We start from the raw sequence: 24,505 nt of genomic DNA, 5'->3' as shown, positions 1-24,505 counted from the left end.
CCGTTTCGATCAGTAGTGCTCGAATTCCATATCCAGGGTGTCCCGCCCCATGTCCATCTGCACGCCGCTGGTGAGCTTCTGGGGCTGGTGGTGTCCGTTTGTCAGGGGGATATGGGCAACCGTTTTTTTCGGCTGCATCTTCTGCCGGGGTTGCGGGCTGTCAGCCAGCCGCCTGCCCTGGAGGCGGTCGTCGATCCTGAAGAACTCGATGCTCTGCTGCAACTGGTCCGCCTGGGAGGCAAGCTCCTCCGCGGTGGCCGACATCTGCTCGCTGGCCGAGGCGTTCTGCTGGATGACGGAATCCAACTGCTGGATCGCCTTGTTGATCTGTTCCGCGCCGGTATCCTGCTCGCGCGAAGCGGCCGAGATCTCCTGGACCAGCTCCGCTGTTTTCTGGATATCCGGCACCATCTTCGACAGCAGGTCACCTGCCTTGACCGCAACCTCCACGCTGGTCGAGGATAGGTTGCTGATCTCGGCGGCCGCCTTCTGGGAACGTTCCGCCAGCTTGCGAACCTCGGAGGCCACTACGGCAAACCCCTTGCCGTGCTCTCCGGCCCGGGCCGCCTCGATGGCGGCGTTCAGGGCCAGCAGGTTGGTCTGGCGCGCGATCTCCTCGATGATCGAGATCTTGCCGGCGATCTCCTTCATGGCATGAACCGTTTCCTCAACCGCTGTGCCCCCCTGCCGGGCATCGTCCGCCGACTTTATGGCTATTTTTTCGGTCTGCAGGGCGTTGTCGGCATTCTGGCGGATGTTTGCGCTCATCTGCTCCATGCTGGCGGAGGCCTCTTCGGCTGCCGCCGCCTGTTCCGTTGCCCCCTGGGACATCTGCGCCGAACTGGTGGAAAGCTCCTGGCTTCCCGAGGCAACGTTGTCGGCCGCGGCTTTGACCTCGATGATGACCTCGGCCAGTTTGCGGACCATGTTGTTGATGTCGTTCTTGATCTTCTCGAAATCCCCTTTGTACTGGGTGGTGATCTCGGGGGGAATGTTTCCGGAGGCCACCTTGGACAGGTACTCCGACGTCACGCCCAGGGGACCGACGATGGCGTCGAGCGCCTGATTCAGGCCGATTATGACCTTGCCCCAGGCGCCCTGGAAGACGGCAGCATTGGCCCGGCGGTCCAGTTCTCCGTTGGCTGCCGCCTGGATCACCACCTCGGTCTGTTCCAGCAGCGACTGCATGGTGTCGATGCAGTCGTTGACGCTGACCTTGATGGTGTTGAAGTCGCCACGGTATTCCTCCGTGATCTTGGGCGGGACATCCCCCCTGCTGATCCGGTCGAGGTAGGTGGAGGTCACGCTCAGGGGACCTATGACCGCATCGAGGGTCTTGTTCATTCCGGCCAGGATGTCGCGGAACTCGAAATTGATCTTGTCGACCTCGCCGCGCACGCTCCACTGGCCGTTGACCGCCGCCTCGCTGAGGCGCGCGGTCTCACTCAGCAGGGCCTTCAGGATGCTGCCGATGTTGCGGGCCAGGTAGATGCCGATGCCTACGCCGAAAAGAACGGAGCCGATCATCAGGGAGATCATGAAGATCTTGCTCTGGTCGTACATCTTGGTGGTCAGGTTGGAGAGATCCCGGGAGTTTTCTTCTTTGAACTTCGACAGCTCGGTCATCAGGTCGTCGGCCACGCCGATCTTTTCCCGGGCCAGCCCCATGGACAGCTCGATGGAGGCCTTGCTCTTGGAAAGTTCCTCCGACAGGGCCGTTTCAACGACCTTCTGCGTCACGGGCCGGTATTCGTCCAGGGCCTTTTCGAGCTTTGCCAGCGCCGCCTTGCCCTTTTCCGAGTGAAACAGCGGCTTGGCCTTGTCAATATTCTCCTGCAACAGCTTGATCCCTTCCGCATGCAGTTTGAGGAATTTTTCCCGGTCCGCTTTGGTCGTGGCAAGTACAATGTTCTTTTCGGCCCGTGCCACGTACAGAAGATCGATATTGGCCTCCTTGATGTACGAAAGGCCCATCAACTCCTTTTGATACATCTGATCGGCCAGGTCGCTGATCCTGGACATGTTCGTGATGCCGACAAAACCCACGGTTGCGGTTATGGCAGCCAGAATCAGGAAGGAAATGGTCAACTTTTTGCTGATGGTGAAATTCCTGAAAAATTCCATGATGCTCTCCTTGCGTTGGCGTAATTGAGCGCAGATTTCATCGGCAGGTTGAAACGAGCCTCAGGCGGCGTCGGCCATGAGGTCCAATTCACCGGTTGCGAAGATCTTGTCTATGTCGAGGATGATGATGAACTGGTCTTCGTGTTTGCCCATCCCGCGGATGAACTCGGTGCTCAGCCGGGCGCCGAAGTGCGGCGGAGGCTCGATCTCCTCCGATTCGAGGTCCAGCACTTCCCGCACCGAGTCCGCCATGGCTCCCAGAAGCACGGTTTCGCCCCCCAGCGCCACCTCGGTGAATATCACGCAGGTATTGACCGTCTTTTCCGTCATGGACATCCCGAACTTGAGCCGTAGATCCACCACCGGCACGACGTTTCCGCGCAGGTTGATCACCCCGCGCATGAAGTCGGGGGTCTGCGGGACCTTGGTCACCGTGGTGTAGTCGATCACCTCGCGTACTTTTTCGATGTCCAGGGCGAAAACCTCTTCGCCCAGCATGAACGTGAGATACTGACGGGAATCTGCCTGTCCGTTTGCCATATGCTCTCCTCTTCCGATGTGGATTTCCCTGTTCCGGGGCGAAAATCCCCTTTTCCGGGCCGGCAGCCTGCGGAAAGACCGGCGGTACGTGACGGCCCTGAACCTGAATATCTGTCGTGTGGAACGTCAGAAGGTTATGTGAAGGGATTGGGGGTCGAGACTGACAGTGCGTCATACAAAGAGACGGTCGCCGACCACATGAGCGGGATGAAACCTTCCCTGATGGCGTATTTCGTCAAGGTGGCTATTTCCGTGATGGAAAGCTTTTTCATGATATTGGCCCGGTGGGCTATCACGGTTTTGGCCGAGATGCGCGAGGTCGAGGCGATCTCCCCCGTCGTTTTTCCCTCTGCCAGAAGCCGGAGTATCTGAACCTCGCGCGCCGTGAGGCCCGGTATTTTCCGTTTGCCCCGATCGCATCCGTCGGCGTCGTCGCTTGCTGTCTCCCGTCCCACTTCGCGGGCTTTCGCTATGGCCGCCACAAGCGCCTCCGACGAACATTCCTTGGACAGGTATCCCACGGCGCCCGCTCCGATCGCCTCGGCCCTGTGCCGGGCACCCGCATGAGCCGAGAGCACCAGAACCTTGATCCCAGCCTTGTGCGACAGGATGTCCCGGGTCGCCTCTATTCCGCTCTTTCCGACCAGGTCCACCTCGGTCACGACCAGGTCGGGCTTGAGCCTGCGTGCAAGGTCGACCACCTCTTCGCCCCTGTAGGCTTCCGCAATGACGGATATCCCCGATGCCTCCAGGATTTTTCGCAGGCCGGCCCTGACCATGACATGCCGGTCCGCGAGTATTATGCGGCAATTCATTCTGTCTTCCGATCTGATGGCGGCTTCCGACCGCGCAATCGTGCCTTAATGAGACACCGGCCGTTCGCTATAGATAACAGACACGGAAGATAATTTTTATTGGTAAGATCCTGAGACGGGAATAAGGGAAATGCCAATGCGGGAAAATGCGGGGTGTGATCAGTTCAGGGAAGTGAAACCTTCCCGGACCGCGAATCTGGTGAGTTCGGCGACGGTGTGCAGCTTCAGCTTGTTCATGATGTTGCGGCGGTGAGACTCCACGGTTTTGGGATTGAGACCCATTTCAAAAGCTATTTCCTTCGTGTTTCTGCCGTTTGCGATCAGGCGCAGGGTTTCCAGCTCCCTGGGCGACAGATCGTAAGTGCGGAACTCCACTGCGATCCTCTTCATATAATCACTGACAATGATGCGGATGATCTCCCTGCAGAAGTACAATTCCGCGTCCGCGACCGTCCGGACCGCCCGTACCAGCTCATCGGCCGGGCAATCCTTGAGGATGTAGCCGTTGGCGCCCGCCTGCAGCGCCTGGATGACGAACCGGCGGTCCGAATGCATCGAAAGGATCAGTACCCGCGTTTTCAAGGGGCCTTCGAGGATCTTTCGCGTGGCATGGATACCGTTCATGCCCGGCATGGTCATGTCCATCACGATGACATCCGGGGCCAGCGAACCGGCCAGCTCCACGGCGGCCGCGCCATTGTCGGCATCCGCCACCACGGTGATGTCCGCCTCCGCTTCGAGGATCTGCCTGATCCCGTCGCGCACTATCCGGTGGTCGTCGGCTATGATCACCCTCATCGGTCCGTCCGCCCTTCTTCCGTTTCCGGGTCCGGGAGCGGCACGGTGATCGTTACCGTGGTCCCTGCTCCCGGCGCGGACCGTATGGCGACCGTTCCGCCCAGGTGCATTATCCGCTGCTGAATGTTGAACAGCCCGAACCCGTTCCCGCCCGGCCTCTTTTTTTCCGCATCGGCGTCGAAACCGGCTCCGCGGTCGGCTACGCTGAGAACCAGGCCCTCTGTGCCCCTGACTATCGTAACGGACGCCTCTTTCGCATCCGCGTGCTTGATCACGTTCGTCAGCAGTTCCCGTGCCGCCTGGAACAGGGTTCCCCTGGCCTCCTCGCACAGGTCCTGCAGATCGTCGTTCCGGGAGACGCTGATTTGCGCCTGGTGTCTTTCCCTGAAATGCTCACCCAGCCACTCGAGGGCGGCCCCGAGACCGACTTCGTGCAGCAACGGCGGAATCAGTTCGAATGTCAGGGTGCGGACCTGCCGGATCGCCTCGTCAAGCAATGCCGCGACCGACCGCAGCATTTTTCTGCAATCCGGCAGCGGTTGCTCCGTGTCCACCCGTCCGAGCTGCATCCGGGCAAAGGCCAGGTTCTGCCCTATGTGGTCATGGAGCTGGGAGGCTATCCGTCTCCGCTCTTTCTCCTCGACGCGGCAGAGTTGGACGGCAAGGGAGGACAGTTGCTCCTCATACTTCGAGAACGTCTCCCTGGCCCGGATCGCTCCCGTGATGTTCCGTGCCACGCCAAAGAGTCCGGTTATGCCGCCGCTGGAATCGTAGAGCGGGCCCTTGGTCGTGCGGAACGTCAGCACGTCGCCGGTATGGCTTGCCACCTGCTGGGTAACGGTGGTCATCTTCCCGGAAGCCATGATCTGCCTGTTCTCTTCCAGAAACAGGGGTGGATGCGCCGGAAAACAGAAATCGAGCGGTTTGCCCGGGAAATCGCCCGCCTCCCGGCCGGCAAAGGCTGCCATGGCTCTGTTCACCGTAATGAAACGGTTATCGGCGTCGATGACGAATATGATGTCCGGAGTCGAGTCATAGAGCGCCTGCATCAGCTCCCGGCTTGTGTGCAGCTGTTCTTTTGCCGACAGCTTTGCCATGGCGATGGCCAGATGCCCGGCAATGCGTTCCCAGGCGCCGATCAGCTCCACGGAGAATCTTCCGGCTGCGCGGTCGCTTATGTGGAGCAACCCAATGCAGGCCCCCCTGTTCCGCAGGGGGATAATCGCCATGGACCGGTGCCCCTCCCGTTGGCAGCATTCCGGAATCGGCCCGTCGGTTTCATCGGCCGGGCAGCAGGCGGTACTCCCCGGTTCGGGCACGCTGTTGGTCCAGAATGATCCTGCCCCGACAAAGCGCGGCCTTGTGCCGTCATGGCTGCCACTGGCGATGGTGCCGCACAGGCACGTTTTCACGGCGCCGTCCTCGAGGCGGCATATCCGGAAACTTTCGTCGGGGCCGATCAGCGTGGTAAAGGGGAACCGGTCCCCTTCCACGGTCCGGACCCCGATGGCCCTGCAGCCGGATTGCTTCCGGAAAAAGGCTGCCGCGCCGGTGAGGAGTTCCGTCAGGTTTTTGCTGGTGTTGACAAGGCTGAGAAAGGCGATGGTGATTTCGCGCTCGAATTCGACCAGTCTCCGTTCGGTAATGTCCCGGGCAGTGGCGAACAGCAGTTTTTCATCCGCAGCCGGAGTCGTATTCCATTCGAACCAGCGGTAGGAGCCGTTTTTGTGGCGGAACCGGTTGATGAAGTTGGTCGTGGCGGTGCCGGCGCGCTGCAGCGTGAGCCCCTTCCTTGAGGTTTCCCGGTCATCAGGGTGAATGAACGTCTCGAACCGTACCCCGCTGAGTTCGTCCATGCTGTAACCCAGGGTGGTTTCCCAGGCGGGGTTTACCTTGAGGAAATACCCTTCGGTCGAGGCAATGCATGCCGGATCGCCGATCAGGCCGAAGAATCGTTCGAACTCGTTGTGCCGCTCCAGGTGGCAATGGTTTGAAGATATGTCCTGTACCATGTGTCAGTCAGTCCCTTTCAGTTCCCTGTCGGCGGAAAAGCGCGGCGGCCCCCAGGCCCGGCACGAGGTACGAATTGTACTCCAGACCATGCTCACAAGATCAAGCCCGAATTGCGAAGCCGCTGCCGGAGCCATCCCGGCCGGAACGGGGCGCCCCCCTTCTTTGGACGGGTGCCGGTTTCCCGCTATCCAGACGCCTGATCACCGGGGAAGGATGGATCGCGGAAGATCGGCCGGTATGTGAGTGCTCTTTTCCCGGGCGGGCGGCCGGGGCGGGGCATGCGAGGATGGGCTGGCAGGGCTTGGGCGGTTGTTCCGCCGTTCAATTGAACTCGATCTTGTAATACACGTCGAGACCGCTGGCCTCGCCGGTCTGGGTTTCGATCTGCCAGCGCCGGGTGATGTCGTAGCGCAGCAGGAACAGGTTGTTGTTGGTGAAGAGCGAACGGCCGTAGCTGACGTAGATCTGCGGGGTCAGGTACTTGCCGATGGTCACCATGGTCTGGGACAGGCCTCCCGGCTGGACAGTCGGCGCGGTGCCGGGGGGCGTGGATGTCATCGGTTTGTAGCCCATGTGGCCGGTTGTCGCTCCGGGTGCGGACTGGATCTCCAGGGTGCTCAGCCCCAGCCGGCTCTTGATCTGATCCTGCAGCGAGGCGGACTGGCCGGCCGAGAGCAGCGCCCCGGCCGCCTGGGCCAGCAGGCCTGCCTGCTCACCGCTGCTCCCCAGCGGATGCCCCAGCACCACATAGGCCAGGATATCCACGTCCGGCATGGGGGGCTCCGAATAGAGCTTGGTTACCGGCGCCTGGAGCGTGCCGCCGATGGTTACGCCGGCCTTCACGTCACCCGACGTGCGCAGGGCCAGGATGTCCAGGGTCGGCTGGTTGATGGGGCCCCCTCCGTAATACAGACGGCCGCGGACGATGTCCAGCGTGACCCCGTAGGTCTGGTAGCGCCCCTTGACCACCCGGATCTCCCCGCTGCTGGTGATCTTGTCCATGCCCCGCATGGTCAGGTCCATGGCCCCTCCCAACTGCGCATCGATCCCCGACATCTTGACCAGCACCCGGTCCCCCAGCACCAGGCGGATGCGGGCGTCCACGGCCAGCGGGAGCCCCTTTTCCGGCGCGGGCCGGCGCCCCACCACGATCACGTCCTTGCTGGGCCCAATGGGGGCCTGCAACGGCGGCGCGGTGATGCGCAGTACCGGCAGACGCACCTCCCCCTGCACGGACAGCTTTTCCGGCGTCCCTTCGAAGGTGAGCTTGGGCGTGCTCTGGATCTCGATCTCCGGGAAGTGGACCGTCTGGAAGTTCTCACCGTCGATGCGGCCGCTGTAGCTCACCGGCTGCCATCCCTTCAGGCGCAGCAGGCCGCTTCCTTCGATATGGCCGGGCCCGGAGGCGGCCCGGAAGGTGTCGATCCTGATCAGGTCTTTTTCGAGATGCGCGGTGAGCTGGAGATCCCTGAGGCGGATGCCGGCGGTCGGCAGGTAGGCTCCGGCACCGGCCAGCTGCAGCAGCCCTTCGAAGCGCGGCTGCTCCCACGTGCCCCCCACCCGCAGGTCCGTGGTCAGCTCGCCGTGGCTCTCCTGCAGCATGCCGGGAAAGAGTGCTGTCAGAACCCCTTTTTCCTGCACTTTGCCGGTAATGGACCCCTTGAGTTCCCCTTTGGGATCGAAGGCCACAGGAATGCGCGCCGGCAGCGGCAGTTGGAGCCGGGCGCGGGCCTGGCCCTGTTCGGCCAGGGCCAGATCCAGGTCCCCCTTCAGCTCCTGCCCGTGCCAGTCAAGGGTGAGCGCAGCCTTGCGCAGATTGAAGTTCAGCTCCCCTTCCGGCTTTTTCAGCGTGAGTCTGGCCTGCGACAAACCAGTGCGCCCCTTCAGCTCGAACTGCCGGTTCGGCAGGAGGCGGCCGTCGATCTGCCCGTCAAGTTGCCCCTGCAGGTTTTCAGCCGGCAGCCAGGGACTGAGGAGCGACAGGTCCGGCAGGTGCCACTCGGCTGAAAAACGGCCTGTTTCGGGAACGGTCGGCCGGAGAGGGGAGGTCGAAGCAAAGCGGGTCCGCACGCGGGAACCGTCCGTCAGCTGCACTTCCACCGCTGCCTGCATGCCCTGCCGCCCGCCATCCAGGCTCAGCTCAGCCTGCTGCACCGTCAGTTTCCGCCCCTTGGCAATGACCGTTCCCCGGGTGGTGGCCTGGCCGTTCAGTGTCAGTTTTTCCCGGCGCCAGTCAAAGGAGAGCGCCGCCGTGAGCGGGGTCAGGTCCAGCTCCCCCTCCGGCCTTTTCAGGCCGAGTCTGGCCTGCGTCAGGGAGGCGCGCCCCTTCATCTCAACCTGCCGGCCCGGCAGGAGGCGGCCGTCGATCTGCCCGGCCAGTTGCCCCTGCAGGTTTTCAGCCGGCACCCAGGCGCTGAGGAGCGACAGGTCCGGCAGATTCCATTCCGCGGAAAAATCGCCTGATTCCGGCAGCGCCGGCCGAAGGGGGGCGTTCGAAACGAAGCTGCCCCGTACCTGGGTGCCGTCCGTCAATTGCACCTCCATGGTCGCTCGTCCCCCCTGCCGTCCGCTATCCAGGCTCAGCTCGCTTTGCCGCACCGACAGCGTGCGCCCCTGGGCGGCGACCGTGCCCTGCATGGTGGCCTTGCCGGTCAGGGTCAGGCGATCCGGTGCCTCCAGTTCGCCCCTGATGGTGCCGCCGGTGGTGCCTGAAAGCTTCATGTCAGGCAGCCAGGCATTGGCCCGTGCCAGGTTCAGCCGGTCCCACTCGGCCCGCAGCGTGCCCCCCAGAGGTTGACGCGCCAGCCGGCCGGCCACCTCGATCCGTTCGCCCGCCGCACCGGCAAGGACCAGCGGCGCCAGCGTGACCTGATCGCTCGTCATTGTCAGCGGCGCCGGCTTGGCCAGTGACCAGGGCCCGATGCCGTCCCCCCCCGACAGGTGCGTGATCGCCCCCTGCCAGGCGCCCTCGGCGTATCCGCCGGAAAGCCCCAGATGCGCCTCGTCCCCATTGGCGCGCAGGGTGGCCCGGAGCGTGTGGCGTGCAAGGGTGCCATCCCCCTCCAGGACGACCGCGTCGCTCCGTAGGGAACCATACGCTACCCCGGCCAGGTTCAGGGCCAGGTGCAGCGGATGACCGGCACCTTCCGCGATGCTGGCCTCCACGGCTGCCGAGGAGGCGCCGGCGCCGCCACCGGCCAGCCCGCGTCCGCGGGCCGTGAGGGCGCCAGCCAACTGCCCCTGTCGACGGCGCAGCCACCCGGTGGCCTGCAGTTCCCCGGCCGTGCCCGGCAGCAGGCGGGAGAGATCGCTGATCCGTGCGGAGAGGTTGAGCCGCGAATCCAGCTGCCCCGATCCTTCCAGGTCAAAGCCCCTGCCGTGCAGGAGCAGCCGGCCGATCCGCAGGTTGTCGCCCGAAAGATCGGCCTGCAGCTCTCCGGTCAGGGGCTGGCCGTGCAGCCGGCTTTCCAGCAGGATAGCGCCGATCTTCCCCTGCAGTGTTCCGGTGCGGGAGCGGGTCAGCGTGCCGGACAGATCGAAGTTGGCCGAGCCCTGCCACTGGGGTGTGATCCGGGCCGGGTTAAGGCGTCTGCCGTGCAGCTCTCCGCTCAGCGCCAGTCCTTCGCTCCACCCGGCCTCCAGTTCCCCCTGCAGAGTGCCGTCCAGCAGCGCTCCGTTCAGGCGGGTCAGTTTTATGGCGGTGCGGCTGCCCTGGTAGTCGGCTGCCAGGGTGATGGCCCGCCAGCCCTTGTCCCGGTTGCTGAAGGCGAAATTGCCGCGGTAGCTGTCCAGGCTGCCGCTCAGGTTCAGGTGACCGGTCAGATCGGTCGGCAGGTTCACCTCAGGCGCCAGGTTCAGGTCCGCGACCCGCATCTGCAGCGTCAGCCGCGGTTCCCGCGCCGCCAGATCGAGGGAACCGTCGGCAGTGATCCGGCCGCTCCGCCCCGGCCTGGTCAGGACCAGGTTGCGCAGATTGAAACCGCTGCGGGTCACCCCCAGCACCCCTGACAGCTCCAGACGCGGCGCCGCGCCGGCTGTTTTTCCGGAGCCGTGCAGGGCGACGGCACCTGCCAGCTGTTCGGGGCTTTTGGCGGGAAACAGCCGGGTGGTCAGGCTGAAGTGCTGCATGCCTGCCAGCGGTTGCGGCATGGTGACGGTCAGGTTGCTCGCCAGGGAGGGAAGCCGGAATCCGGCGTCCAGGCTGCCGGCAATCCTGCCGGTCGGGGTGGCCAGATCCAGATCCCGCAGCGAAAGCTGCCCGTCGTGCCATTCCACGGCCGCGGTCAGGGGCCCCAACTCCTGCGGCTTGTCCTCCCTGCGGCGGTAGCTCAGGTGATCGATGCTCAGGCGTGCAATGGAGACATCCAGCAGGGAGGCCCGGACCGGCATCCGGGGCCAGGCCAGGGAGAGGGGCTGCGCCGAGGGGGGGGAGAGAGCGTGGATGCGCAGCCCCTTCAGGGAGATCTCTCGGATTCCGACCGTGCCGGTCAGCAGGAGCAGCGGCTTCCAGCTCAGTTCCAGACTTTCCAGCTCCACGGTCTGCTGCGCCTGTGAGACCTTGACCCGGTCGAGACGCAGCCGGTCAGCCAGGCGTCCCCGGACCTCCCCGATCTGCAGCGGGGCGTGGCGGGAAGCCGTATCCAACAGCCAGCGCGTTCCGGCGGTGGTGCCGGCGACCCAGGCCAGGGCTGCCGCCAGCACCAGCAGAGCCGCAAGGAGAACTGCCAGCAGTATGGCAACGGTACGCTTCACAGCTCGAACCCCACCGTGAAATGGATGTGGTAACCGGGATGCTCCACCCCGATCTGGCGGGCCACGGCCAGATTCAGCCCCCCCACCGGAGTGTAATAGTGCAGGCCGATCCCCATCCCCTGGAAAACCTTGAACTCGTCGAAGGTGTTGAAGGCGTTGCCCGCATCGTAAAACAGCGACAGCCCCCACTTGGCGAACAGCGCCCGCTCCAGTTCGATGCTGCCGGTCATCAGGTTCTTGCCCCCCACCACATTGCCGTTGGCATCGCGCGGGCCCAGGGATTTGTAGTCATAGCCGCGCACGCTCTGGTCGCCGCCGGCGAAAAAACGGACCGAGGGGGGCAGTTCGCTCAGGCCGCTCAGCATGGTGAGGCCCGTGTTGACCCTGGTGTACAGCGAGAACCGCCACGGCAACGGCTGCAGGTGGCTCCCTTCGGCAATCACCTGCAGAAAGCCGGTGTCCGAACCGAACACATGGCTGGTGCCCCGCACTTCGAGCCCGTAACGGTAGCCATGGGTGGGGCGAATCAGGTTTTCGTAGCGGTTCTCCACGAAGCGCAGGCCGGGCAGCACCAGCCGCGAAATGGATGTCTGATCCGCAATGGTGAATTCCTCGTGCTGCAGCCGCAGGTAGACCGTGCCCAGCTGCCCTGTGCCAAAGCTGCGGTGCCGGGCCAGCTCCAGGGCTCCCAGCCGGCTGAAATAGGTGGTGATCTCCTCCCGCTGAAGGTTCAACTGCAGGCTGGTGGCGCTCTTCATGTCCCTGGTGTCCGGCATGATGTAGCCGCTGGCCAGCCCCTGCAGGCGCTCGGCGATATACAGCTGCATGTTCAATTCATGCCCCAGGTGGAACAGGTTCAGGTCGCGGTAGCGGATGGAAAAACGGGCGCCGGTGTCGGTGCCGTATCCGATGCCGGGACGCAGACTTCTGCGCGGGGCCGGCTTCAGCTGGACCCGTACCGGGACCTTGAGCTCTTCGGCCTGCTGTTTGTCCGGGACGATGACGACTTCCTTGAAGCGTTCGGAGTTGGTGAAGTTGAGCTGCGTTTCACCCAGCTTGGCGTAGGAGAAGGTTTCGCCGGTCTTGAAGGACAGGTAGCGCCGCAGGAAGGGCTCGGGATAGTCGGGGGCCCCGCTGATGGTCACCCCGTCGAAACGGTACTGCTCGCCGGTTTCCAGGACCAGTTCGATCCTGGCGCTGGCTGCCTCGGGGTCCACGCGGATCTCGTGCCGCGAGAACTCGGCATCCAGGTAGCCCAGCTCCCGGGCGCGGGCCCTGAGGTTGTCCCTGGCATGATCGTAGGCAGGCTGCAGGAGTATGTCCCCTTCCTGCAGCGGGAAGGCGCGCACCTGTTCCTGCAGCTGTTCCTCCTGCCGGCCAGCGCCCTGAACCGTCACCTGCACTGCGGTCACCCGCACCGGTTCGCCGGGCTCGATTGTGACCAGCAAGCGATAGACGCCCGGGGCGACGGTTTCAAGCCTTGTGCCGATGCGGGCATTGTAATAGCCGAAGGGTTCCAGCGCGGTCCGGACCTTTTCCTCCGACTGGCGGGCGAAGCGTTCCAGCCAGAGCCGGTCCACGCTGCCGTCGTGCACCAGTCCCGGCGGCAGGGTAACCGCTTGGGTCACGTTTTTGAGGGGATCCCCTTCGATGCCCTCCACCACGACGGTGACCGGTTCTGCGGCCGCGCAGGGAGAAAGGGGCCAGGCCAGCGCCAGCAGGGCCCAGATCATCAAACGCAGTCCGGCTGTCATGCCGGGCAGACGGGGAGGGAAAGGCATCACGGATGCAGGGTTCGATCAGGCATGGTTGCGCCTCATGGGGGTTAAGGAATCATTCCGGGCGGGATGTGCTGTTTTCCGGTTGTTCCAGCGGCTGTTCGGTGATCTCGTGCCAGAAGGTGATCAGGGAGGCGAACACCACCGGCCCGAGAATCAGCCCCAGCACCCCCATGGCGGTCACCCCGCAGATCGCACCCAGCACGATCGCCGCAACGGGGATATCCGCCTGGGCGCCCACGGCCAGCGGCCGTATGGCGTTGTCGGCCAGGCCGACGAACAGGATGCACCACAGGGCGAGCAGTCCCGCTTTGAGGTAGGTGCCCTGCAGGGCCACGAAGATCACCAGCGGCACCCAGATGATGGCGGTGCCCACCACCGGCACCAGCGCGGCCAGGGCGGTCAGGGCCCCCCACAGGACCGCGGCGGGGACGCCGGCGAAAAAGTAGCCGACACCGGCGGTGATGCCCTGGGCGATACAGGTGTAGATCGTGCCGACCGTGACGGCCGTGATGGTCGAGCGTATCCCGGAAAGGTAGCGGCGGATGCGGGGGCGGTCGCCGGCAAAGCGTTCAAGTCCCCGGGAGACCATGCGTTCGCCGTCGCGATAGATGAAAAACAGGATGAACAGCGCCAGTACCAGGATGAACATCAGCTGCGCCAGCCCTTTGGCGGTATTGGTGGCTGCCTGGATGATCAGGCCCGAGGCCGCTCCGGCGAACTTCTGGGCATAGCCCGCCAGATCGACGCCGGCCCTGTCGGCCAGTCCGGCAAACTTGTTGAAATAGGGGATGCGGCTAAGCGTGGCACTCCCGTCCTCCGCGAACGACCGTACCAGCCCCTGGGCCTCGTGGAACCATTGGGGGGCGTTCTGGGCAATGGCGACCGCCAGGCCCGCCACCGGCAGGATGAAGCAGACCGTCACTGCCAGCACCATCAGCCCGGCTGCCCGGCCGGGCCGGTCGGGGAATCTTCGTACCAGCCGCTCGTGATGCGGCAGGGTGGCGATGCCGATGATCAGGGCCCAGGCCAGCGGCAGCGCGATCGGTTCGGCCAGAAGGGCCAGCAGCCAGACCGCGGCTGCGGTTGCGAGAGCCGCGACGATGCTCAGGTAAATCTTCTTGTCCATCGGATTCTTGTCCCCCCTGTTTCAATGGATTCCCGAATGGGCGGCGCCACATGCCGTGCAGGCCCGAGCGGCTTCTGCCCCGGGCCTTCACTGCCCGGAATTCTCCGGGAAGGCTGCCTGAATAAAAAAGCGCATACAGGCGGGCTTCGGGAACCCTGCCTGCATGTTGTTGCCGGAAGCCCGGCGTTATCACGCGCTTCCGGGACTATGAGACAGAACAACGGAGGCGACCGTCGCTGCCGGCAGATTCCGGCATGGGCGGCGGTCAGCTCCGACGTTCCGTTACGGCGCTCCGGTGCTGCGGGCGCGTGTCAGAAGAAGAAAAAGCGAACCCCCACGGTCGAGGAGAAGCTGGATGGATTGAAGTTTCCGATTTTTCCACCGCTGTTTTTGATATCGGCATCCGGTGCCAGCACCCCTTTGATCTCCGCGGTCAGGGCCAGTTGCTTGTAAAAGAAGTAATCCACACCGCCGCTGGCATGGACACCCACCACCGTGTCGACGTCGCCGTGGTCGTAGCTGTTGAGCAGGATGTCGAGGCCCGCTCCGGCGTACGGCACCAGTTTGGGGTTCTGGGGCAGATGGAAACGGTATTGCCCGCCGAAGGAGATGTTGGTGATGCCGAAATCGCCCGTATCTCTATGGCTGGGTGTCTCGGACCCGTAGGTCGCGCGGGTGATATCGAATTCTGCCGCCCAATAGTCATCGATGCCGTACAGTAAACCGCCGCCGCCGATCAGGCCGATATCCGGCTCGACCCTGAAGTCCGCCACATCGCTGTCGCCGGGGTTGATTATACCGATTTTACCGGTCAGTGCGAGTTTTCCCCTGATGCTGTCAGCCGTGGCTGTACCGGCTGATATGGACAGGAGTGCCGCCAGGCCGGCCAGTGCAATAAGCTTTTTCATGATCGAGTCCTCCTTTTTGGGTTTGTCCACACGATAGCTTGTACCACAACCTCAATATAAACGAAAACTTATTGTCCTCCGTGATCCCTGTTCGGGCTGTCGGCCGCTGCCGGACAACTCCCCCTGCTCCCTTGTTTTCAAAGTGCGTGCCAGCGGAGGACGGACGGGCAATGCGCCGCAAACCGCGGCAATTCGGGAGCAGCCGGGAAGGCATCCCGCCCGCAGTACCGGGAACCCGCCACGGGGGGCGCCGTATTTAACGGAACCGTTGCATGCGACGGGTAACCCGTACTTTTCCGCGCAACGGTGGTAAGCCGGCGGCCGGTCTTCACCCGGGTCCTCGGCAGCCGGGGGAGCGGGCTGTTCAGGATGCCGCCCCGGAACGGCTGTTCGGCCCTTTACGCAGGACGTTGTAGGCCAGGCGGGTGAGGCGGCTGCCGGGAGATTTCCAGACCCGGTCGAGAATGGGCGGCCAGCGGTATGCCTCCCGGCGTGCCTCCTGCCAGCCTGCCTTGAGCTGTTCCGGAGACATCAGGCGGGGGTGGAAGACCACTTCTGCATGATTGTAGCGGCTCCAGTCGCGGTGCAGCAGGCGTCCCTGTTCCTCGAACTGCCGGAAGACCGCGGTACCGGGATAGGGGGTCAGCAGGTTGAAGGTCGGCACGCAGGGGGAACAGTCCCTGACAAAGGCCAGGGTCCGCTCGAAAACGCTCCGGTCGTGGTCGTCGAAGCCGAAGACAAAGGATGCCTCCAGCATTATGCCGGCATCGCAGACCCGCTTGATCAGGTCGGTCTGGTTGGAGCGGCCCGACGATTTGGCGATGCGGGCATAGGCGCCGGTGATGGACTCGATCCCCACGAACAGGCCGATGCAGCCGGAGCGGGCCACCAGCCTGAGCAGCTCCGGGTCCTCGGCAAAGCGCAGGCTGGTCTGGGAGCCCCAGCGGATGTCCATGTCGGCCATCCCTTCCAGGATCGGCCGCGCCCGGTGCGGGTCCCCCAGCAGATTGTCGTCCAGGAACACCACCAGCTTGCGCGGGAAGGAGCGGATCTGGGCCAGAATGTCGGCCGGGTCGCGGTAGCGGAAGCGGTTGCCGAAATAGGGGGTAACGGTGCAGAAGTCGCAGTTGTAGGGGCAGCCGCGGGTGGCCTGGATGGTCTGCGTGGTCAGGTAGCGTTTGCCCTCCAGGATGTCGCGGCGGGCCCAGGGGACCGAGAGCAGGTCCCCGGCCGGAAGCGTCGAGCGGTAGAAGGGGGCTAGGCGACCGGCCAGAAAATCCTCCAGCAGGGTGGCCATGACCGGCTCCGCTTCGCCGATCACCACCGCATCGGCATGTTCCAGGGCCTCCTCGGGCAGTACGGTGGGATGCATGCCCCCCAGGATGACCGGCACTCCCAGGGACCGGAAACGGTCGGCGATCCGGTAGGCCCGGGCAGCCTGGTGGGTCATGGAGGTGATGCCGACCAGGTCGTACCCGGTGCCGAAGGGGATCTCGTCCTGCAGTTCGTCGATCAGGGTTACCTGCCAGGGAGGGGGCGTTGCCGCGGCGACCTGCTGCAGGGAGTGATTGGGCAGTTGGAAGTGCCGTTCCCAGCCGAGCCGGTGGGTGGCGGGATAGATCAGGAGCAAGCGGGGGGCGGCCTGCCCGGGAGCGGCGGTCGGTTTCATTCGGTTTTCCTCCCGTTCGCGGCCTGTTTGCCCCAGTAATCGAAAAAGTTGTACCACTGGTCGGGATAGCGCCGGATGTAGTCTTCGAACACCCGCAGCAGCCGCTCCATACCGGTGCGGATGGCTTCGTCCCGGCCGGAGCCGTTGCCGAAGCTGATCGCTTTCTCCATGATGGTGGCGTAGCGCCCCCCTTCCAGCAGCACGAAGACCGGGATGACCGGCGCCCCGCTGGCCAGGGCCAGGTAGGACGCTCCCAGGGGAATGGGGGTGGGACGGCCGAAAAATTCCATGGTGCGGGTGTGCGAGGAACCGTCCCGGTCCCCCAGGATCGCCAGCACCTCGTTGCGGCGCAGGGCGTTGACCGCTTCGATGATGGCCAGGGGCGAGGTGTCGTCGCGATCCACGTAGATGAAGCGGATGCCCCGTTCGCGGCGCAGCAGCTCCCGCTGGGCATTGACCTTCTCATCCGGCTCGCGGAAGGTGAGCACGTTGATCGGATAGCCGCGATCCGCCAGCCCCAGCCCCCCCAGTTCCCAGTTGCCGAGGTGGGGGGCGCACAGGATGGCGCCGTTGCCGCGGGCCAGCGCCTCCACCAGCGGCCGGTCGTCCGAGGTCCGGCCGATCAGGGAGAACAGCCGTTCCCCCCGTAGCCGCATGGTCAGCATGATGTCGGTCCAGTTGCGGGCGAATTTGTAGAAGGTTTTCAGCACCAGGAGTTCGACCCGTTCCTGCCCGGTCACCACCCGCAGGTTGGCCCTGACTCCCCGTCGTTGTTCCCGTTTCAGCAGGTAGAACAGCCCGCCGGTGAAGAGGGCGAAGGGGGCGTGAAGGCAGCGCGGCACCAGTCTGGTGAAGAGTGAGATGAAGAACAGATTGATGCTGCTGTAGAGCGCCACGGTGTCTCCTCGTGCCTTGTCGGTTGGTCGCCTACTTTGCCGGTAATTGAGGGCGAAATCAAGCCTTACGGCACAAGGTGCGGTTGCGCGTCAATAGTGGGGATCCGGAACGGTGATGCCGGACTGTCGGAGTGTCTGAAAGAAGCCGGGGCCCCAACGTCGCCAGGATGCTGCGGCCGCTGCATCTGCCGGCCCTCCGTCGAAATGCTCCAAACCGCAGCGATGCAAGGGCAGAGGCCTTTCAGGCGCTCCGGCAGGGAGGCATCACCGTTCCGGATCCATTCCGGTGTCCGTTCCTTGGATCAGATCTTTTCCGAAACCTTCCTGAAGTGGAAGCCGTAGATGGCGTAGGTGATGGCCAGGGGGAACAGCCGCGGTTTGCGGAGAAGGGTCCAGATGAAGAGCTTCCAGTAATGCAGGCGCTCCCTGCCGATCACCCCCAGGAACAGCATCGATTTGACCAGAGCGCCCACATAGCCGGGCTGCAGGTGGAAGCGGGCCTTGGCACGGGGGCGGTACTCCCGGAGCAGGTGCATCACCCGCTGATAGTACTCCCGGGGGGCGTAGATGAAAGACAGGATTTCGCGGTAGCCGCTGATCAGCAGTTCGCTGTCCATGCGGGGGACGAAGTTGAGGTCAACGGAGGTATTGCTGCCCGATGCCTCTCCCAGGAGCCGCCCTTCGCGCTCCAGGCGCTGGTGGAGCCGCGTTCCGCGCATGGCTGACAGCACCCCCACCATGGCGGTGACGATGCCGCTCTCCTGGATGAAACGCATCTGCGTGCCGAAGATCGCCGGCGTGTCGCTGTCGAAGCCGACGATGAAACCGCCGTGCACCTGCAGGCCTGCCCGCTGGATCCGCCTGACCGAAACCAGCAGATTGCGGTTTATGTTCTGCATCTTGCCGGTCTCGGCCAACCCCTCTTCGTGAGGTGTCTCGATGCCGATGAAGACCTCTTCGAAGCCGGCCCTGACCATCTGCTCCATCAGGCGGTCGTCGTCGGCCAGGTCGATGGAGGCCTCGGTGTAAAAGTAAAAAGGATGCTTCCTGGCTTCCATCCACTCGATCAGCACCGGCAGGACCTCCTCTTTCAATTTCCGGCGGTCGCCGATGAAATTGTCGTCCACGAAGAAAACCGCCCCGCGCCACCCCAGGCGGTACAGGCTGTCGAGTTCGGCGATCAGCTGGCCGAGCGGTTTGGTGCGCGGCTTGCGTCCGAACAGGACCGTGATGTCGCAGAACTCGCAGTCAAAGGGGCATCCCCGCGAATACTGGATATTCATGGCCGCGTAGGAACGGGGATCGATCAGTTCCCACAGGGGAGTCGGGCTGTCGCGCAGGTGAGCCCGCTGCTCGGCCTCATACAGGCGTTGCGGCCGCCCCAGCTCCAGGTCCCGCAGGAACAGGGGCAGCGTGATCTCACCCTCTCCCAGCACCAGGTGGTCCACCTCGGGGAAATCCTGGTGGAAGGTGGTGAACAGCGGTCCGCCGGCCACGGTTCTGATCCCCAGCTCCCGGCAGCGGGCGATCACTTCCCGGGCCGAGCCCCGCTGTATCGTCATGGCGCTGATGAATACGCAGTCGGCCCAGGCGAGGTCCTGGTCGGTCAGGGGACGCACATTCAGATCCACGAGCCGTTTTTGCCAGGATTGCGGAAGCATGGCCGCCACCGTCAGCAGCCCGAGAGGGGGGAAGCTGGCCTTGCGGCCGATGAATCTCATGGCGTGCCTGAAGCTCCAGAAAGAATCGGGATAGCGCGGATATATCAGCAGTATGTTCATGATAACGGCTCCTGCGACGAGCAGCGGAGCCTGATGCGTCGGTTAAGCGTGCCTCTTGTTCGTGCAGCTATCGATCGTCTCCTGCCGGAGAGGAAGGGCATCAGGCAAACGAAGCGTCGTTCATGTTTTGTCGTTTTATGCCGAATTTTCTCATCCGGCCGCGCAGGGTACTGGAGTTGAGCCCCAGAAGCCGTGCCGCTCCATGCTCCCCTTCTATGCGCCAGCCGGTTTTCCGAAGCACCTGAAGAATATGATCGCGTTCAAGATCGTCCAGCGCCTTGATATCGCGCTCCGCTTCCACCGGGTCCGGCACGGCCTCGAAATGATCCAGCACCTGCAGCATGCTTCCCTGGCTGGTAATCACCGCCCGCTCTATGACGCTCTCCAGTTCGCGAACATTGCCGGGCCAGTGGTATGCATGCAGTGCGTCCAGGGTGCCTTTTGACACCGTTTCGATCTTCTTGCCGGTTTTTTTGTTGAACTTGGTCACGAAATAATCGACCAGCAGCGGTATGTCCTCCCTGCGCTTGCGCAGCGGCGGGATGGTGATCGGGAATACGTTCAGTCGGTAGAACAGGTCCTCCCGGAATCGGCCGGCACGGATCTCTTCCTCCAGGTTGCGGTTGGAGGCGGCAATGATCCGGACATTGACCTTGATGGTGCGGGGGCTGCCCAGACGCTCGAACTCGCCGTCCTGAATCACGCGCAGCAGCTTGGTCTGCAGCTCCAGCGGCATGTCGCCGATCTCGTCGAGAAAGATCGTGCCGCCGTCGGCAAGCTCGAAGCGCCCCATCTGCCGGATGGTGGATCCGGTAAAGGCCCCTTTCTCGCGTCCGAAAAGCTCGCTCTCGATCAGGTTCGAGGGCAGCGAGGTACAGTTGACCGTGACCAGCGGCCGGTTTCTGCGGGAACTCCGGCCATGCACGGCGTGGGCCACCACCCCCTTGCCGGTGCCGGTCTCCCCCAGCAGCAGAATGGTCGTGTCCTGGGGCGCCACCTGCTCGATCTTGAAAAAGACATATTTGATGGCAGCGCTGTTGCCGACGATCTCCCCGAAATCATGCTCCCGGTCCATGTCCCGATGCAGGCAGATCTCTTCGGCCTGAAAGCGTTCCTTCAGGCTCCTGATCTCGGCCCGTGCCTCTTCGAGCGCCTGCTCCGCGCATCTGCGACCCTCCGCTTCCCGTGCAAGCTCCTCCGAACGTTCCTTCAGACGCAGGTCCAGCTCCAGCAGCGATTCCTCCTCTTGCCGGCGGACAGTAACATCGGTGAGGGAGGTCAGGATGCCGACGGCGTCAGCGCCATCATGCAGGACAACGCTCTGGAACTGGACGCGGACCACACCGCCGTCGATTCGTGCCAGGTCGATCTCGCACTTCAGCAGGCATTTCTGCTCAAGTACCCGGGCCAGATGGTTCGAGAAGATCTTCCCCCCCTCTCCCCCTGCCACACGGTCGCCGAAAGGGGTGTTCAGCAGCAAGCGCTGCTCGCTGCCCAGCATCCGCGCGGCAACGGAATTTATCTCGGTGACGATGCCGCAGGAATCGAAGGCCACATATCCGGTGGGGGCCTGGTCGAACAGGGCGAAGTACCGGTCGCCGGAGGGGAACAGCCCGGTCCTGATCCAGCTCAACTCCCCGTCATCCGCCTCCGGTGGGGGCTGATGAACCTGGAGTTCGGGGTAGAAGCACTGCATTTCGGACTCCCGCGAGGGCGCCGGCACCTCTGCCGTGGCCGTCTGAAGAGGTTCCTCCGCCTGGGGAGCTGCCGCCGCCTGTGGAGTGCAATTGGCCTCATTCATCTGGTCGTCTCCGCCTGGTCTGCCGCTGCCGGTTGCCGGAGGTGCGCTGAGCGGCTGTAACACACGTTTTGGACATGTTTAAGTATAAAAGGGGGAGTCGTTTTTGCAAGCAGGCCGGTCCCGGCGCGGCAGGAGGCGGCGTTGACACCTCATCGCCCGGTTTTATACTTGAAATAAGTACCGAATCAGCGACGCCTCCATGACAGCGTGCCGCGACGACAGTCCTTCCGGCGCATGGAGCGCTTCTGCAGCGGACTCCCCGGTATACAACTGCTGCACCTGCCGTGCGGCCACCGGCTCATCCCGCCCCGGGTATTAGGGCGTCAGCATTTTCAGCCATCATGGGCGGACCCTGCCCGAAGATCGGCTGCAGGTGCCGGCATCTGGCGGCTGCCGTCAATTCCGGCGCAGAGAGGAGAAACTATATGAAGGCATTGTTCATCAGCGCGGACGGTTTCGAAGATCTGGAGCTGCTGGTGCCGTTCTACCGGTTGAAGGAAGCCGGTCTCGACATAGATGTCGCTTCGGCCCAGTCAGGTGCCATCAAGGGCAAACATGGCTACGAGATAAGCGTGAACAGGGCGCTGGACAGTGTCAACCCGGACGAATACGGCCTGCTGGTGCTGCCGGGGGGCAAGGCGCCGCAGAAAGTCCGTCAGGAACCCAAGGCACTGGAGATCGCCAGGAGTTTCTTCGAACGGAAAAAGCCGGTCGCCGCCATATGTCACGGTCCACAGATCCTGATCAGCGCCGGTGTCATCCGGGGGCGCCGGGCAACCTGTTACAAGGAGGTAGCCGGCGAGCTGCGCGAGGCGGGCGTGCAGTATGAGGACAGCCCGGTGGTGGTGGACGGCAACCTGGTGACCTCCCGTGAGCCTGCTGATCTGCCTGATTTCCTGCGCGAAACGCTTAAATTGATCGGGATGTAGGTTGATGTGCGGTTACAGGCGGGACCGCAAAAAAATTGCCGCGGGCAAAAAAATGGAGGGGGAGCGGCAGGCGCATGGCCGCGGATTCTGCGGCGATTGTTCCTGGCAGGGCTCCCCTTGGGGTGAATAAATTTACCGTTTCCGGAAGGGGCCGGTTTCGATAAGCAGCTCAAGATGTTGAAAATCAAGCAGCCGGAAGGTGCGCGGCAAACGGCATGAATGCTGCTTGGGGATGAGGCGAGCCGCACCTGGCGCCAGCGTATGCGTCATGGCCATATACGACACGGAGGGATACATATGGAAACCGAGAATCTGGCTGCGAACAATCCCGGCAGGACAGCGCAGGAGGCATGCGCCGATGTAAAGTGCTGTATCGAGAATATCAGGAATGTCATTGCCGATACGCTGCACGGTACGGCGGAGACGCTGGCCCGCAAGGCTGCGGAGCTGGAGGGGCAGCCCAAGGTTTCCCATTATGCCGGTCAGGCATCGGAGTGGTTGGAAAAATCGGCCGAATGCGTGCGTACATTCGACTATGCCGCCACTGATGCGAAATTCCGCGATTATGTCAGGCAGAGCCCGGGGCGCAGCATATTGATGGCCGGGGCAGCCGGCCTGATTATCGGCGTCATCCTGCGCCGCAGCAGATAGTGAACCCATCCATCGACGGGGGTATCCCATGCCCAATGAAACGCTGGGGGAATTGCTGGGGCAACTGGCCACCAAATCCGCCACCCTGATGAGGGATGAAATCGAGCTGGCAAAGCAGGAAGCGCGCGAGTCGCTGACAGCCGTTGCCGGCGGATCGCTCCTGATCGCCATAGGCGCGGTGGTCGGTTTTTGCGCTTTTCTGATCCTCTGCCTGGCCGTGGTCTTTGCCCTCGCTTCCCGCATGCCGCCGGGTGTGGCCGCGCTGGTGACCGGCCTGGCGCTCGCTCTGGCAGGGGGACTTCTGGCCGTGGCCGGCGTTGCCCGCCTCAAAAAAACAAGCCTGAAGCCGCGCAAGACGATTCAGACACTCAAGGAGGGCAAGCAATGGCTGAAAGAGAGGGTCTGACCCCCCACGGCGCACTACCGGTCCGGCGCAGTTCGGACGAGATCAGGCTGGATATCGTCACCGAACGGCAGATGCTCGCCGAGACGGTCGACCAACTCGGCACGCGTTTGCAGGAAAAGCTCGAATGGCGCAGTTACATACGGCGTTCCCCCTACATGGCCCTTGGTGCGGCGGCCGGAATCGGACTGCTTGCCTCGGCCCTGTTCAGGAAGAGCACGCCGGTGGAGCGCCTGGTGAAGTCTGCCAGAAAACCGTTGCGGAAGGCCCAGGAACAAAGTCTCATCAAAACTATCCTGTTCGGCGCTACCGCCAGGGTAGCGACGGCCTGGTTGGAAAATGCGGTTTCCGAGGCGGTTGCCACCAGAGGTCAAGCCGCTGGATCACGGGCGCACTCCGATCTGCCGGAGGACGCCGCGTAACCTCTCTCGGGCTCTCTCGGCCCGAAGAGCTACCTTCCTTTCATAAGGAGAAACCATGGAAACTGAACAGAGATCCCCATCACCATTCCCCACCAAGGAGGAAACCATGGAAGCTGGACAGAGGGTGCAGCAGCAGGCATCGGACATGTACGATAAAACCAGACGGGCCGTGAGTGAAGCCTATGAAAAGACCTCCCGCGAGGTAAGCGGAAGGTACGACCAGTTGATGGTGTACAGTCGCGAAAATCCGGGCAAAACAACGCTGATTGCCCTGGGAACCGGACTGGGTGTAGGCCTCCTGCTGGGTTCCGTCACCCGCCAGGCACGTCCGACCAACCGTTACGCCCAGCCCATCGTCAATGCGCTGAGCGATGTGGCTCGGGAATACTTCCGCTGAGAGCGGAGCGGCCGGGTGAACAGCGACCGATCATCTGCAGACGTTTCTTCTCCCGCCATTGCTGCCATGACTCACCTTTACAGCTGATGTGAGGTCTGGAACATCGGGGGCATTTTCTGCCCCCTTTGTCTTTCTGCCGCGCACCAGGACGGTCTGCCGGTATGGCGGACCGGATCCGGAGTGGTACATGGCACAACGGCGATACCCAGGAGGCCACCATGATGTATTTCGTCAAGAACGGCACTGTCCATCAGTATCCGGTGCCGAAGCGATGCGGAGAGCTCAGGGAACACGAGCAGCTGCGGGACACCATTCCGCACGGGGCCAAGGAGTGTCTCTACTGCCTGCGGCGCTGGCCCCAGGAGGACGACAGCAATCCCCTGGAACCGATCAAATCTTCGAACATGAGCAACCCCCGCGGCGAACCGTGAAAACGGATGGCCGGTTCGGATCTGCAGGAGCGAAATCATGGATCTCGATAATACCGATCATGAATACCTTCCCGAGTGCACGGACGGATGCGGGGCGCTGACTGACTGGCTGCAGAGCAAGACCGTGGCGGACCAGGCCGGAACCAATCACCGGAAAGAGACCGGACACGCCTGGGTGGTGAGGGTACGGGCCAGAAGCGAGCTCACCCGCTGATGCCGATAGCGGCCCGAAGGGTGATCTCCTTCGGGCCACCCGAACGAGCAGGAA

Annotated in this window: 20 protein-coding genes; 7 read left to right on the top strand and 13 right to left on the bottom strand. The window is 63.2% G+C overall.

The genetic code is table 11. The features are described 5' to 3' along the window. Positions 1 to 9 precede the first annotated feature (9 nt). The 13 genes from GSVR_RS15600 to GSVR_RS15540 all read right to left on the bottom strand — a co-directional run bounded on the left by GSVR_RS15600 (position 10) and on the right by GSVR_RS15540 (position 21,004). The gene (locus tag GSVR_RS15600) at positions 10 to 2,124 is read right to left on the bottom strand and encodes a methyl-accepting chemotaxis protein (protein ID WP_173200709.1); all 2,115 of its coding nucleotides are present in this window, start codon (positions 2,122 to 2,124) and stop codon (positions 10 to 12) included. 60 nt (positions 2,125 to 2,184) lie between these two features. After that, positions 2,185 to 2,664, bottom strand: coding sequence for a chemotaxis protein CheW (locus tag GSVR_RS15595; RefSeq protein ID WP_173200711.1), 480 nt, complete (start codon positions 2,662 to 2,664; stop codon positions 2,185 to 2,187). Between the two features lie 134 nt (positions 2,665 to 2,798). Continuing rightward, the gene (locus tag GSVR_RS15590) at positions 2,799 to 3,479 is read right to left on the bottom strand and encodes a response regulator transcription factor (RefSeq protein ID WP_173200713.1); all 681 of its coding nucleotides are present in this window, start codon (positions 3,477 to 3,479) and stop codon (positions 2,799 to 2,801) included. 159 nt (positions 3,480 to 3,638) lie between these two features. Beyond that, the gene (locus GSVR_RS15585) at positions 3,639 to 4,277 is read right to left on the bottom strand and encodes a response regulator transcription factor (protein WP_173200715.1); all 639 of its coding nucleotides are present in this window, start codon (positions 4,275 to 4,277) and stop codon (positions 3,639 to 3,641) included. Beyond that, positions 4,274 to 6,289, bottom strand: a complete 2,016-nt coding sequence (locus GSVR_RS15580; RefSeq protein WP_173200717.1) for a PAS domain S-box protein — start codon at positions 6,287 to 6,289, stop codon at positions 4,274 to 4,276. Before GSVR_RS15580 ends, GSVR_RS15585 begins: the two co-directional genes overlap by 4 nt. Before the next feature lie 322 nt (positions 6,290 to 6,611). Then, positions 6,612 to 11,042: a translocation/assembly module TamB domain-containing protein gene (locus tag GSVR_RS15575; RefSeq protein WP_173200719.1), complete on the bottom strand. Its 4,431-nt coding sequence runs from the start codon at positions 11,040 to 11,042 to the stop codon at positions 6,612 to 6,614. Continuing rightward, positions 11,039 to 12,775 (bottom strand): autotransporter assembly complex family protein, encoded by a 1,737-nt coding sequence (locus GSVR_RS15570; protein WP_239077349.1) that lies wholly within the window; start codon positions 12,773 to 12,775, stop codon positions 11,039 to 11,041. Before GSVR_RS15570 ends, GSVR_RS15575 begins: the two co-directional genes overlap by 4 nt. Positions 12,776 to 12,875: 100 nt before the next feature. Beyond that, positions 12,876 to 13,949 carry an AI-2E family transporter gene (locus GSVR_RS15565; protein ID WP_173200723.1) on the bottom strand — a complete coding sequence of 358 codons (1,074 nt, stop codon included), beginning with the start codon at positions 13,947 to 13,949 and terminating at the stop codon, positions 12,876 to 12,878. A 311-nt stretch (positions 13,950 to 14,260) separates the two neighbouring features. After that, positions 14,261 to 14,857 carry an outer membrane beta-barrel protein gene (locus GSVR_RS15560; RefSeq protein ID WP_173200725.1) on the bottom strand — a complete coding sequence of 199 codons (597 nt, stop codon included), beginning with the start codon at positions 14,855 to 14,857 and terminating at the stop codon, positions 14,261 to 14,263. Positions 14,858 to 15,221: 364 nt separating this feature from the next. Continuing rightward, complete coding sequence (locus GSVR_RS15555) at positions 15,222 to 16,526, bottom strand: B12-binding domain-containing radical SAM protein (RefSeq protein ID WP_173200727.1); 1,305 nt, start codon at positions 16,524 to 16,526, stop codon at positions 15,222 to 15,224. Next, positions 16,523 to 17,422 (bottom strand): lysophospholipid acyltransferase family protein, encoded by a 900-nt coding sequence (locus GSVR_RS15550; protein WP_173200729.1) that lies wholly within the window; start codon positions 17,420 to 17,422, stop codon positions 16,523 to 16,525. The genes GSVR_RS15555 and GSVR_RS15550 overlap by 4 nt, the downstream gene beginning before the upstream one ends. A 302-nt stretch (positions 17,423 to 17,724) precedes the next feature. Further along, positions 17,725 to 19,203 (bottom strand): B12-binding domain-containing radical SAM protein, encoded by a 1,479-nt coding sequence (locus GSVR_RS15545; protein ID WP_173200731.1) that lies wholly within the window; start codon positions 19,201 to 19,203, stop codon positions 17,725 to 17,727. Positions 19,204 to 19,303: 100 nt separating this feature from the next. Continuing rightward, positions 19,304 to 21,004 (bottom strand): sigma-54-dependent Fis family transcriptional regulator, encoded by a 1,701-nt coding sequence (locus GSVR_RS15540; RefSeq protein WP_203978696.1) that lies wholly within the window; start codon positions 21,002 to 21,004, stop codon positions 19,304 to 19,306. Positions 21,005 to 21,429: 425 nt separating this feature from the next. Here GSVR_RS15540 and GSVR_RS15535 point away from each other — a divergent pair, with 425 nt between their 5' ends. The 7 genes from GSVR_RS15535 to GSVR_RS15505 all read left to right on the top strand — a co-directional run bounded on the left by GSVR_RS15535 (position 21,430) and on the right by GSVR_RS15505 (position 24,451). Further along, entirely contained in the window at positions 21,430 to 21,933 is a 504-nt protein-coding gene (locus tag GSVR_RS15535) for a type 1 glutamine amidotransferase domain-containing protein (RefSeq protein WP_173200733.1), read from the top strand. 297 nt (positions 21,934 to 22,230) lie between these two features. Next, positions 22,231 to 22,584 (top strand): hypothetical protein, encoded by a 354-nt coding sequence (locus GSVR_RS15530; protein WP_173200735.1) that lies wholly within the window; start codon positions 22,231 to 22,233, stop codon positions 22,582 to 22,584. Between the two features lie 28 nt (positions 22,585 to 22,612). Continuing rightward, positions 22,613 to 22,990, top strand: a complete 378-nt coding sequence (locus GSVR_RS15525; protein WP_173200737.1) for a phage holin family protein — start codon at positions 22,613 to 22,615, stop codon at positions 22,988 to 22,990. Beyond that, the gene (locus GSVR_RS15520) at positions 22,969 to 23,409 is read left to right on the top strand and encodes a DUF3618 domain-containing protein (RefSeq protein ID WP_173200739.1); all 441 of its coding nucleotides are present in this window, start codon (positions 22,969 to 22,971) and stop codon (positions 23,407 to 23,409) included. Before GSVR_RS15525 ends, GSVR_RS15520 begins: the two co-directional genes overlap by 22 nt. Before the next feature lie 55 nt (positions 23,410 to 23,464). Further along, complete coding sequence (locus GSVR_RS15515; RefSeq protein ID WP_173200741.1) at positions 23,465 to 23,806, top strand: hypothetical protein; 342 nt, start codon at positions 23,465 to 23,467, stop codon at positions 23,804 to 23,806. 161 nt (positions 23,807 to 23,967) lie between these two features. Then, positions 23,968 to 24,237 (top strand): hypothetical protein, encoded by a 270-nt coding sequence (locus GSVR_RS15510; protein ID WP_239077348.1) that lies wholly within the window; start codon positions 23,968 to 23,970, stop codon positions 24,235 to 24,237. Between the two features lie 37 nt (positions 24,238 to 24,274). Beyond that, complete coding sequence (locus tag GSVR_RS15505; RefSeq protein WP_173200743.1) at positions 24,275 to 24,451, top strand: hypothetical protein; 177 nt, start codon at positions 24,275 to 24,277, stop codon at positions 24,449 to 24,451. Positions 24,452 to 24,505 lie beyond the last annotated feature (54 nt).

Source organism: Geobacter sp. SVR (assembly GCF_016865365.1).
Lineage (GTDB): Bacteria > Desulfobacterota > Desulfuromonadia > Geobacterales > Pseudopelobacteraceae > Pelotalea.
The sequence above is the reverse complement of the archived record's forward strand: the minus strand, read 5'-3'. Positions and strand labels throughout refer to the sequence as shown.